At 42.6% G+C, this 13,724-nt stretch carries 7 protein-coding genes; all 7 read right to left on the bottom strand.

What is annotated here, in order from left to right; all coding sequences use genetic code 11:
• Nucleotides 1-22: 22 nt before the first annotated feature.
• Nucleotides 23-2,098: a RagB/SusD family nutrient uptake outer membrane protein gene (locus VYM24_RS11135; RefSeq protein WP_299092898.1), complete on the bottom strand. Its 2,076-nt coding sequence runs from the start codon at nt 2,096-2,098 to the stop codon at nt 23-25.
• Nucleotides 2,099-2,110: 12 nt separating this feature from the next.
• Nucleotides 2,111-5,365, bottom strand: coding sequence for a SusC/RagA family TonB-linked outer membrane protein (locus tag VYM24_RS11130; RefSeq protein WP_299092900.1), 3,255 nt, complete (start codon nt 5,363-5,365; stop codon nt 2,111-2,113).
• Nucleotides 5,366-5,626: 261 nt separating this feature from the next.
• The gene (locus tag VYM24_RS11125; protein ID WP_330942143.1) at nt 5,627-6,934 is read right to left on the bottom strand and encodes a pectinesterase family protein; all 1,308 of its coding nucleotides are present in this window, start codon (nt 6,932-6,934) and stop codon (nt 5,627-5,629) included.
• Between the two features lie 31 nt (nt 6,935-6,965).
• A complete protein-coding gene (locus tag VYM24_RS11120) occupies nt 6,966-8,516 on the bottom strand; it encodes a pectate lyase (protein WP_425286647.1) in 1,551 nt (516 codons plus the stop codon).
• Nucleotides 8,517-8,732: 216 nt separating this feature from the next.
• A complete protein-coding gene (locus tag VYM24_RS11115; RefSeq protein ID WP_330942141.1) occupies nt 8,733-11,138 on the bottom strand; it encodes a TonB-dependent receptor in 2,406 nt (801 codons plus the stop codon).
• A 370-nt stretch (nt 11,139-11,508) separates the two neighbouring features.
• Nucleotides 11,509-11,802 (bottom strand): hypothetical protein, encoded by a 294-nt coding sequence (locus VYM24_RS11110; RefSeq protein WP_330942140.1) that lies wholly within the window; start codon nt 11,800-11,802, stop codon nt 11,509-11,511.
• A gap of 258 nt (nt 11,803-12,060) precedes the next feature.
• Nucleotides 12,061-13,722, bottom strand: a complete 1,662-nt coding sequence (locus VYM24_RS11105) for a helix-turn-helix transcriptional regulator (RefSeq protein ID WP_330942139.1) — start codon at nt 13,720-13,722, stop codon at nt 12,061-12,063.
• Nucleotides 13,723-13,724 lie beyond the last annotated feature (2 nt).

The raw sequence follows: 13,724 nt of genomic DNA, 5'->3' as shown, positions 1-13,724 counted from the left end.
CATTCTTTAATAAGTTAACTTTTTATTTTTGCTTATCATATCCATAAGAATTCTTCAAATACCCTTTTGACTTATAGATATCATCATAATAGATAGAATGGAAATGACGATAATTACAGATCTCATTACCTATATCTATCAGATTCAACTTAGCCTGAATCAACTCGCCATACTTCAAAGTACCCAGCAATTCCGTATAATCATAAGATTTACGCAGACCAGTGGCACAAGACAATATCTTTACTGAATTATCAACTAAAGAGTTTTCTTTGCCTTCGGCCAAATTCCAATAGGAACGGGGGAACCAATTCGCTTCCGAATAAACTTCCGTATCGGGATTATCAGCCAGGTTACGATAGAAATTGGCTGAAGACAAATCAATGAATTCACCTTCCTTATCATATCTATAGTACACTTTCACCGGGAAATCAGTTGGTTCATACGTTTTGTCGAAGATTTTTATGGTATGAGTACCGTCCAGCAAATAAAGCATCGCCTTTTTCATATCCTCTATTTTAGAATCGAGTAATCCCCAACGAACTAAATCCAATTTACGGATACCTTCACCACCCAGTTCCCAGGCACGTTCGTTAACAATAGCCTCAAAGAAATCAGCATCATATTTATTCACTTCTTCAGAACCGGCACCGAAAGCTCTCGTACGAACTTGTTCCAATGCGTTGCGGGCACTGATATTAGCTATTTCACTATTTGAATCTATTCCTTTACCCAACATATAACGAGCTTCAGCAAACATCAGTAAGACGTCTGAATAACGCATCACAATCCAGTTAATACCGGTCGGAGTACGAGCCGTAGCTGTTTGTGCTATAGAACGATATGCATTAGAAGTCCAGAAGAAGCCCCATTTGCCCAATTTCACGTTCATTATATCAGTCTGCATCACCTCACGATTTCTCTTCGCATCTGAATCTTTCTTATACTGAGGCCAGTAACAAGCATAATCACGACGAGTATCAGTCGGAGAGAATGAATAGAAATAATAAGCATTTGAACATACATAAGAACCACCGAAACCACGGCTGCCATACCCGATTCCACCGTCCATTGTACGTCCCATCAATGTACCGATGTCACCACTATACCCTACTCCATTAGCTACTTCAAAAAGATTCTCATTATATTCGTTATAATTCAAGCCACAAACTGTTTTCCAGATATGTCCATAATCAGGATCCAATTGATGAGGATTCTCCGGAGCACCAATAATTTCAGCACATTGCTGCTCGGCTATTTCATAATAATCACGCCAATTCTTAGGTCTACCAACATAATAACCTCCTACTTCCTCCATACCGGGATTTCCTTCAACATTAGGATAGTGTTCTACATTAGAATCATCAGGAAACTGATTACCGTCACGAACCGACCATCCTCCTGCAAAAAGAGCAATACGAGCCAATAATCCCTTAGCAAATCCTTTATTCACACGTTCGCAATTATAATCAGAATTTTCTCCTACCCAAGGCAAATAGTTAACTGCCTCCTGCATGTCACGAACAATACTTGAATAAATACTATCACGATTAATCTTTCCCATATATACATTGGAAAGATCCGAGTTAGACATACCTTCCTTAAAAGGAATATCTCCCCAACGCCTAACCAATTCAAAATAAGACAATGAACGCAATGTTAAAGCCTCACCCAAATAACGCTTCATCGCCGCATTTCCACTTTTATAAAGCGCTGAAGCACGAATGCCATCCACAGCCGTACTGGCCAATTCTGCCATTTTAAAAATGTATCCCCATTGCAGGGTCTTGTTGTACCAGTCACAATAATAATTGGCCGCCCCTGTATCACTTGTCAGATCTTTGGATGGGTCAGTAGCATAACCACTAGCCAATTCAATATCTGAAACGCCTTGCCAGTTAACCGACATTTTCTGTCCATAAACATACGTACCTGCTAATTCGGAGTAAACTCCCATAATAGCCGAACGCGTCATACCTTCATTCTCAAAAGTAACAGTACTACTTTGTACCGAGGGAGATTCCGTATCAAGAAAATCGCTGCAAGAGGTTAACAGCACACCTCCCACCGTCAATACATATACTATATTCTGTAATTTCATAAGTTTATTAGTTTAGAATGTAACATTTAATCCGAAAATATAGGATCTGGACTTCGGATAAGCCGAACGGTCATAACCAGGAGTCATATTGCTGGAACTTGTATTTACTTCCGGATCCTGACCGCTATATCCTGTCAGACAGAATAAATTATTTCCAGTAGCATAGACACGCAGGCTTTTCACACCGAACTTTTGAGTCCAATATTTCGGGAGAGTATATCCCAGCGTCAGAACACCTAAGCGTAAAAACGAACCGTCTTCTACCAACCAGTCTGTGGTAATCGTATTGTTCATTAACGGATGCCAGATGGAAGCATTGGAATTAATTTCCTGCAAACGTTCAGGGTTGGCATATTCACCATAATAGATATTAAGTCCTGTAACAGGATCTATTGTTGTAAAACGATTTGCCAATCTCATATCATTACTCAGATTCTGATAACGTTTAGAACCTGTATAAGAAGTGTAGTCCACTTTATTGATATTCAGAATATCATTACCATAAGACCAGTTGAACATCGCTGTAACATCGAAACCTTTCCAACCGGCATTAAAACTAAAACCACCGGTGTGTTTCGGCAACGCATGACCGATTACTTTACGGTCATTATCAGCATCAATAACTCCATCACCATTCAAGTCCTTCAATTTCATGTGACCAGGTCCGAAATAACCTCCTGCACGAGAAAGTACACCCGAACAATCTGTAACGATTGGTACACCATTTTCATCTTTAGTCGTCACAATATCCCACTTTTTAGTGGTAGGATTGAAAGTGAAATCATCAAAAGAATACATACCATCAGACACATAACCGTACATCAAACCAACTTCCTGGCCTACAAAAACACGATAGTTATCGCTACCAGTCTCTGTTCCACCACCAGAAAGAATCATCTCGTCGCCATTGGCACCATACAAGGCATCTACCTTATTCTTATTGAAAGCAATATTAAAATTAAAGTCAAGATAGAAATCTTTCGTCTGAACGAGATTTGCATTCAACGACAACTCTACACCGCGATTGGTGGTCTGACCAAGATTTTGGTATTGGCTACTATAACCTGCATTAGAGGGCAACTGCACTTCCATAATCAAGTCCTTAGTAACATCATTATAATAATCAAATGTCAGATTTATACGATTATTGAAGAAACCAAAGTCAAAACCTACGTTCGTTGAGAACTTAGACTCCCAAGTCAGATTTTCATTACGCAGACGTTTGGCAGGTTGCAAGCTACTCTGTCCAATTTCATTCTGATAATAAAGATTCTTAGTAGAAGTTACCGGACTATAAGTCTGACGCCAATAGGAACCGACACGAGCATTACCGGACTTACCGTAACTGGCACGCATCTTCAAAGTGGACAACCAGTCTTTAGACCATTCCATGAAACTTTCGTCCGAAATACGCCATGCAGCAGATGCAGCTGGGAAAATACCCCACTTATTTCCAGGTGCAAAAACGTTAGTACCGTCTGCACGCAACGTAAAAGTCAGATAATAACGATCATTCAGAATGTAATTGGCACGACCGAAATAGGACATGCTACGGTCAGGTTCATTAATGGTCGTATAAGTGGGTTCTGCAGTACCATTGTTCCACATAGCCAGAATGTCATTAGCCAGATAATCACCCGGATAATAATCCGAATTGACTTTCATATCATCCTTCTCAGAATTATTAGCTTCTATACCGCCCATAACGTCAAAACGATGCTTCTTCAACTTGAATTTATAAGTCAGCAAAGTACGGAATGTCCATTTTGAACCATTCCAATATTGGCGATAGGCAACAGGCTGTCCAGCCTTACCATTCGCTTCACCTGTATTCTTCAGATAAATATTATCAGTACGATCAAAAGTAAAGCCATAAGTGCCTTCTGCACGCCACTGTAATCCTTTAATAACGTCCCATATTAAAGCAACATTATAGGTATTATTGAACTTGGACTGCTTCTTATACTCGTTGGTAATATTGTAGAAGGGGTCGTTCAAGTTACTGATATTTTCAGGGATCAATTCATTATCACCAGCCAGATCGTCTTCCGTTAGGTCAGTAAGCGTACCAATAGGGGGATACTTCACGCAGTCACGTAGTTTGGAACCACTGGATACACTGGGGCCGTCAATAACATTATTACTCATTTTAGCATTAAGATCCAATCTCAACTTTTTATTAAAATTCTTGCTTAACTTCAAGTTCAGATTATCACGACGATATTTGGATGTTTGCATAATATAAGTTTCATCATCACGTGTGTAGCTTATACTATAAATCAAAGACTCACTACCACCGTTAATGTTTACGTTGTAGCTCTGCTTCAATCCGGTACGATCAAACAATTTACGTTGCCAGTTGAGCCCTTCTTTACCTTTATAAATATCGACATCTTCCCACTGTCCATAGCGGTCAAAAAAGCCTGCATTCTTAGCCGGGTCCAATTCACGCTGATAGTAAACATATTCATAGGGAGAAAGAACCTCAGTTTCATTATAGAAACGGTTCAAACCCAATGATGCATTGAATGTCACTTCTGTCTTACCGGCACGACCACCTTTTGTAGTAACCAAAATTACACCATTAGCTCCTTTAGCACCATAAATGGCAGTAGAAGAAGCATCCTTCAACACATCAATGCTTTCAATATCCGTCGGAGGAATATCATTAATATTACTCACCTGGAATCCATCTACAATGAACAGCGGCTCATTGCTCTGCGTGATAGAACCACCACCACGTACGCGAATATTAACGGCTGCATCAGGTGAACCTTCAGTTGTAACAACGCTTACACCCGCCAAACGTCCCGTAATGGCACTTGAAGCTGAAGTAGTTGGGATGTTTTTCAATGTTTTCTCACCTACGGAAGAAATAGCGCCAGTCAAATCTTTCTTGCGTGCGTTACCATAACCTACGGCAACTACTACTACTTCGTCCAGTGTTTGCGAATCATCCTTCAAGACAATCTTCAAAGTCTTTCCGGTTACCGCATCCACTTCTTCCGTTTTCATACCTATATAGGTAATAACAATCTTTTTTCCTTTACCTGACACATTCAGAGTAAAATTACCATCTAAGTCAGTGATGACCCCATTCTGGCTTTTACCTTTTTCCATAACAGTGGCACCGATAATAGGTTCTCCTTCCGAATCAGTCACATTACCTTTTACCGTAATGTTTTGAGCAAACACTCCAATAGGCACCATTAAAATGAATGCCAGCAGAAGCAACCTGCTCTTCATCTTTTCGATTTCTTGTTTCATGATAGTATTATTTAGTTAAACAATAAGTACAGTGTTTTTCGTAAAGCTTTTCATTTCTTAACTTAACCTGTGTTATTAATTCTTTTGCAAAATTCAGAATTAGAAGAGTATTCAAAGAGTAAAATCATCCAGAAAGGGAGTAATAATTCAGTTTGAGGCTATAACTGAGTAGTTTTAACAAAAAAATCCCAGACTTTCATAAGCCCGGGATTCCACATGCAAAAAATGTCAATATATTATAGCGCCATTACAATTCATTAACTAAAGGACACTCTCTGTTCCTAATGAACCATAACGATTGACAGCACATACTTTTAAATTTCCTTTTATTTCAGATGACAAATTATAGACCGGCTCTTTTGCAAAACCGACAACATGGTCATTATCAAAAATGACATATCCGGCGGCGGCAGGTACTGCTTTCCAACTAACTTTCAACCCCTTTTTCTTCAACTTTGCGGGAGACGGCAATTTTTCCATCATCACACGGGGATCCCATCCGTCATCTCCTGGAATTATACGTTCGTATACATAGCCATCCGCTTCTTCCTTCGTGATTGTTGCACGACAGGAACCTTTCGGTGGATTATTAGGACCACGTCCGTCATATTCAGTCTTACGTTGACTCAGGTCAAGTATATTACCTTCAGCATCGCGACTGTCATACTCTGCAAATAACCCCGGAATAGCACCCATGTTTGTCCACCCCTCGGGAGCAAGAGGAATGCGCATAGTGGTATGTATATAAACTGCACGAGGAGAATTATGCCACGGACGTCCCAACTTTTGTTTACCATTGGCAGCAGCGGCATTACCATCCACTATACAGTTGCGAAATACATATCCGAACCTCACATTTTTATGAGAGGGAGCAACTATTACAGAACCACTGCGTACATTATATAATGTACAGTTCTCAAGCAAAGCATCTCCACTGCCATAAAAGTAATCTACCGCTCCTTCAATCCAGCAATCCTTCGCATAAAGACGGTGGGAGTCAGTTCTGGAAGTCATCCAGGTATCCTGAAAAGAGCGAAAAATACAATTATTGTATGCCGCACAATCAGCTTGGCTACTCATAGCCAAAGCTTGAGGACCACTTTGGCTATCTACCCCCCAATCATTAAGATAAGAAATATTCTCTGTATAAAAATGGGCTCCCTTCACATAAACAACGCTGCCTTCTAATTTGTAAACTTCAGAGGAAGGATTATGAACAGAATGTTCCCAGAAAGCAGTCTTCTCAGGCGCAGTACCTTCTTCGGGTTTTCCGCCTACATTGAGACGGTGATGGATGATTGTCTTATCTTTATCCTGCCCAATGAGATGAATGTAAGTCTTGGTCTCAGGGATAATTACCTGTTCACGGTACGAACCGTTCTTTACGAAAATGAGCCATGGTTCCTGCCGATTCTCCGGCGCCGCATCTACGGCAGACTGAATAGTTGCATAGTCGCCGCTGCCATCTTGAGCCACTACAGCCTGAAATGGAGAGACTGCTTCCTTCTCCTGTGCACATCCTCCGGATAAGATTCCGACAAGTAGTGCAGTAAAAATAATCTTCTTCATACTTTTATGTTTGATAATTGTTTCTTGGTTCCTACGGTACGAGACTGTTCATATAGACTTCCAAATTGGTATAACCTTCCTTACTCAATGTGGTAGTAATGCCATCGGAAGCATCCTTCGGATTCAGTCCATGAGTTGTTTCCCATGTATCTGGAATACCATCGCCATCAGTATCTCTTAGCTCATCGGCTGTAACACCGCCATTCGTTAATTCCGGCCAGGCACTGGTGGTTCCCTCCGGTTTCACATCTGCCGGTAAGTCGATCAATCCGGGAGCATTTTCAGCACCTTTCGTCACGCTGCCAATGTAAGTAGCCGTACCGTTTTGGGTTTCTTCTATAATACGTATATCTATAATATCACGTTGTTTGGAACAGCCTGCATGGGCCAATACAAGATCATACGCCTGTTCGGCGGTATGTGTAGTGACAATGCCTGCATCCAGAGGTTTGACCAGACGCATCTCTTTCTTCACTTGTTTGGTGAAAGTATTATCGCAGGATGAGTTGTTTATTTGTTCGTAAATACCCTTTGTCCAGTTATCCTTGGTGACTTCCTTATTACCTTCGATTACGTTACCGTCCACATAGAATTTCCCCCATACATGTTCCATAGGTTTCCAAACATTAGGTTTACCATCCGCCTTGGTACAATATTTCGTAGTACGCACTCCAAGAGCGGCAATACGATAGCGTACAGGACTGTTTTTGGGAGTAGCCGGACCCGGTTTATAATAATTGTTCACGATGTTCACATGCATTCCCTCTCCACCATAGCAGCCATTTCCCGCCCAATTATAAAAAACGTTGTTCCGCATATCCACATGCTCACGTTCCTGAGTGAAAGGACGGGGACCAAGTCGGGGAAAACGACTTTCATGGTGTGCCAGCAGATTATGATGAAAAGACGCTTTCGCTCCTCCCCAGATGGCTCCATATCCGTGTTTACCTTTGGCATGACCGGCCGTCCGAAGGCTTTCGGAAACAAGGCACCACTGGACAGTCAGGTTTTCACCACCGTACACCGAACAACACTCGTCTACCGACCAACTGATAGAACAATGGTCTACAATAACATTCCTGCAATCGGTACTTCCAAGTCCGTCGGGTTCTCCACCGCCTTCATTGCCGACACGAAACCGTACATAACGAACAATGACATTGTTGGCGTTAATAGTTACCGGACGTCTGGCAATACAGATACCTTGCCCCGGCGCCGTTTGTCCGGCAATAGTCAAATCTCCGTTAGTGATTCTTAAAGGTCTGTTCAGGAAGATAGTCCCGGCTACATCAAAAACCACCGTACGTGCACCTGTTTGTGCAAGTGCATGACGTAAGGTTCCTGCCTGCATTCCATCTTCCAATGTAGTGACGTGATAAACTTTACCACCGCGACCACCGGTAGTATTCCGGCCAAAACCTTCAGCGCCGGGGAAAGCGATTAATTCTTCCGTACCGGATGCTGATCCATCATCAGAAATAGTAGTCGCTCCTGCCGGTATTCCACCTAATAAGAACAAGAAGAGCCATAAAAGGCATAAGTCCTTCATCTCTATTACTCGGTTTTTCATTTTGTTTTTCATATACTTCCTCTTATAGATTTGTTTGTTGGTATGCAAAAGTGAGCAATCATGAAGAAAGTAAGGGGTAAAAACTGGTAGAAAAGGAGGAATGATTCATATACTTTATGGAAATAAAGTGAACGGCCTGTCCGGTGAAACCTCTGTTTCACTCTGACAAGCCGTCCGTCTCCCGCCACGGGAGTGCTTTCAGCTAGGTAAAAACGATGAAAGCAATGTTTATAATCTGTTCTGAATATCTGAGTTACTATTACGCTGTCCCTTGCTGCGGATATCTCCACCAAACGTGTAGGAAACACCGATGCGGAAACCGGTAAAGGCAAACTGATTGTCCGTCGTCATCCGGACTCCATTGGAAACAGTTTCAAGCTTCGAATGGCTGATCAGAATATTGTTGACGTTCAGGCTAAGACTGAGCTTATTATCCAGCATGCGATAGAGCAAACCCGCACTGACGCCATAAGTAGGTTTTATCAGATATACTCCACTATACTGGCGTGAAGTAAACCAACCTGAAAGCGTTCCGATAAATGTCTTCTTCGGATTAAGGAAGAACGTATTGCGCAAACTGGCATTATAAGCCCATCCTTTCTCTTCGGCTGATGTGGAAGCGGCACTGGAAGTCGTACGGCTATAGTTTACACCGTGCTGAGCATAAGCTTGCATCCATTTTGTACGGAATGTATAGGAGTTATTCAGCCCGAAAGAGTGTGTCTCCATAAAGTTATCCCACAGGAAAGAACTGACATTAGTTTCCGGATCCAGACCTACAACCTGAAAGAATACATCGTCCGAATAAGAATAAAAGGCAGAGATATTGAGATTGTTCTTGAATGTATATCCCAATTCGGCATTGTACGTATAACTCGGCTTCAGGTCTTCCTTTCCGCGGGCATAGGTGTACTTGTTCTGATAGAACGGGAAAGGGTTCACCATATTCTGTGAAGGGCGGGAAATGCGATTGGACAAACTAAGGTTCAACGCATTCTGCTCATCAGGTGAATATAGGAAATAGAGTGTAGGGAACAGACGGGTATAATCGTGCTTGTCCGTCGTATTCTCCGACTCGGAGATACCGGTAGTACGGGTGTGTTCCATACGCAAACCCAGCTGCATAGAGAACTGCTTGCCAAACGCGCGGTTATAGTCAGCGTAAAGAGCATAGATTTGTTCTTTATAGTGGAAGTAGTCGTCCTGCACCAGTGTCGGGTCCGAAGTATCATAATTGATACGGTTACGGGTATTCGTGAAAGAAACCTTGGCACCTGCGGTCACCTTATACTTCTCAAACGGAAGTGTAAAGTCGAGTGCAGAAGAGAATACATCTACTTTGCGGTTTTGCAAATAACTGTAATCGAAATTGGTTCCGGGTATGGTTACACCATCAGGGGTCTGAGTGTCAGACAGGAATCCCATGTGGCCATCCCTCTTATCATACAGATAATCCACATCCCAGGTCATCTTTTTACCCTTATCACCCCAGGACTTATCGGTATGGAAATTCAAATTGATGCGGTCGGCTTTAGTTCCTTCTTCACTGTCAGAGAATAAGAGAGAGTCCAGACGGGCAGTAGCCACATCATAAACTTCCGTAATAGAAACTGCTTTGGAATCTTTAGGGTTGTTGTGATTGTAAACGGCTTGCAAACCTAACGTCCAGTTGCGTTCCAGAGCAAAGTCCACACCTGCCTGGCCATAATAACTCTGCATGTATTTCTTATAATCCGTACGTCCATCCCAAGTATTCAGGGCAAAATAGCGACGATTCGCCTCACGGTTCTCATAGTTGCCTTGCGTAGTGCCTGCATTGATAAAGGAAGATACACGACCTTTACTGATGTTCAGGTTTACACCACCATAACCGTAATTTTCCTTTTCGCCTGCATTATAAGAAGCAGATACCGTACCTCCCAGATAATCTTTAGGGCGTGACTTCAGGCGTATATTGATAATACCCGCGTTGCCAGCCGCATCATATTTGGAGGGCGGAGTAGTGATTACTTCCACTTTCTGTATCTGAGAGGCGTCATAAGAACGGAGATAGTCAATCAACTCGTCACCGGAAAGTTTCGTTTCACGATCATTGATATATATCTTCACGCCACCTTTACCTATGATGTCAATACTGTTCTGCCCAACGCGCAAACCGGGCACTTCACGCAAAAGGTCGAGTGCATTTCCCCCGGCAGTAGCAATGGCATTATGTGTATCAAAAACAACTCTGTCCACCAGGCGCTTGATTACCGGACGGGCTGCCGTAACGGTCACTTCATTTAAAAAGGTGGAAGAGGATTTCAGAGTGAGCATACCTACATTCTTATTTCCCTGTAAGGAGACGGGCAGATAGATGTCTTCACAGCCGATCAGAGTGATGTGCAGCAGATATTCCCCTTTAGGTTGAGCAAAGGTGAAGCAGCCTTGTGCATCCGTCAGCATACCGGTAAGATAGGTGCTGTCTTTGGCCTGTTTCAGCAGAATATTCGCTACTTCCACCGGCTGATTGTTTTCGTCCTGCACGCAACCGGAGAGTTGATAAGTTTGAGCAGAAATAGAAACTGCCACACACATGATAAGGATTAAGAATCCGAGTCTTTTCCCGATAGTCTTCATTGAATTTGCTTTCATCGTTCGATTGATTTAAATGTTTCACTTTTCGTTTTTACCTGATGCAAAGTTAGGGGTGAAACATGTCTCAAGCACTCTATATCGGGATATAAAAGTTCTATATTAGAGACGCATACATCACTAATTATCAACATATTAAGCTTAAGCTTCTCTATATTTGCCTTTTGAGAGTCTATATACTATTTATATGCATGCAATAGGCACGTTCATTTCCGCGAACCGGATACAGCTTCTATTTCATTTCCGCTATAAGAAGGAGCTAATTTCAACTACGGATTCACATTAATAAATTATTCCGCCTACCCCTTGGTGGTACAGAAATAAATACTTACATTCGCCACACCGTTGCCAAGCCAGCAGCCACCCACTTTCAAGGCGGATGAAATGACAAGTGAATATGGAAGAAAGGCTCCGGTGAAAGACAGAACCTTCTGCCAGTGCCGGAGCCTTTTCGCATACAAGACTTGCCTGTATAACCCGCCTGGAAGTATCTGTAGAGGGGGTGCGCAGAGGGGTGGTCATGACATGCGCTTGTCACCACCCATGACATCCGGCATGTCACCCCCCATGACATGCGCTTCTCATCAGCGGTGACATCCGCATGTCCTGACCGCCGACTTGCTGCCGGACTTTTCCGCCTCGTACGGACTCTTGAAAATGCCATCTGCCTCCCGCCGAAAGACACCGACACTTGACAAAAATGCACAATGATAATATCTGACAATAAAGTATGGAAAGGAATAAAAGTGATTAGGGTTTAGTGATAAGCGTATAGTAATGAACTATTCACCACAGAGTATCACGGAGTTCTATTCTTTTGATTTCAAATTGATTAAACTCTGTGTTGCTCTGTGGTGAATTAATTCATAACCCGTGCAAACACGAATACACATAAGAGTGTGCGAAAAGCAGGTAATATTTGTTATTTCTCCAGAATAAAACCGACGATATCCTCTTTCTCCCCCATTCCCAGCTTCTTCCGGATATTCGTCTTCCGCTGATAAATAGTCGGAATGCTTTGCTGCGTCACTACACTAATCTCTTTTGTAGAGAACTCTGCGCAAAGCAGACAACAGAGCTGCTGTTCTTTATCTATTAGTACAGAACCAAAACGTCTGTTCATTCGAGTATAAAAGCTATCGTATATACGATCGATCACGGGATACAAATCCTCCCATACCAAAAGACTTTCTACGGGCAACTCCCGGTTCGTAATGCCGGATATGCGGCGAAGTAGTTCTTGATTTTGTGATGTAGGCTGCGTAGCGACCAAACGAATAATACCCAACTGTTGCAAAAGTATTTTTCGGAAAAACTGTCCGTCTTCCACTTCCTGATTAACATTTCCGGTAGTCCCCGGTTCACTGTCCCCCTTCGTGGCATCTGCCAGCAAACGGTTCAGTGTTTCGATTCGCTCTTCCGCTTCAATCAGACGATGACGACGGGTCCGGATATAGAAAAAGGCGCCACCACCCGTAACAACCAGTAACAGCAAACAAGCTAACAGCGTCAGTTGCGCTTCCTGCCGCTCTACCGTCAACTGCAAATTGGCATTCGAAAGTGATTCCTTACTTTCATCCTTCCGCCGAATGGTACTTTGCAAGGCATAAAGGGCATTGTGGACAGAATCATTATAACGCATCACCTTCAAGAAATCAAATGTACGATGACGTGTATAATCTATCAGTCCCTGATAATAAGTCATCATATTTTCTGTAGTTAAAAACTTCTCCCGGTGGCCAAATAGTGCTCTGCCCTGATCGAGGTAGTATTGGGCAGAATCCAACTCTCCCATTTTCAGGAAACATTCCGTCAGCACCAAGTCAGTCATGGCAACCTGTCCTTCATCAGACGCTAAATTCCGCAGGCGTTTCGACACTTCTGCCGACCTTTTATAATCATTGTTTATATAGGACAATAACTGCGCGTAGTTTCGCAGATAATGTACCAAGCGCACCGTATCTTTCTTTTTCTCCACCAGTTCAATGCTCCGGTCCATATAGTAAGAAGCCGAATCATTTCCCTGTAATCCCATGGCAATACCCAAAGAATAGCACAGACCTTCATCTTCACGAATGGCAATCGCTCTGAGATGTGCTTCTATTGCCTTTTTATAATCCTTCTCAACGTACACATACCTGTTTGCTTTCTCAGAAAGCATATTAACCATCAGATAAGTATCTCTGCATGCCGTAGCCGCCGCAATACCGCTATCCAGTACAGCCATAGCCTCTTCATGCCTTTTCTGCCAATATAAATATTTGGATTTCAGCACGAATGAATTCAGCATCTTTACCGTGTCCGGACCAGCGACAAAATAATGAAATGCCGGCAAAATCAAAGAGTCTTCCGCCATGGAAACTCCCCGTACATTATGTGCAAATGCACGCAGCCAACCATACAACATTTTTTCCTCAAACGGCAACCGCTCCGGATTCTTGATTAACGACAGGAGTTTCATTGCACTATCCGCATTATCATAAACCACCGCATCCGCCTGGCGGAGCAAAGCAGTACTATCGGTATGCCTGCAAGCACACAGCAGAACGCCACTTACAATAAAAAGATATAAGAGTTTCTTCATGT

Source organism: Bacteroides sp. MSB163 (assembly GCF_036416795.1).
GTDB lineage: Bacteria > Bacteroidota > Bacteroidia > Bacteroidales > Bacteroidaceae > Bacteroides > Bacteroides maternus.
Note: the sequence above shows the minus strand (reverse complement) of the source record. Positions and strands in the feature narration are given on the sequence as shown.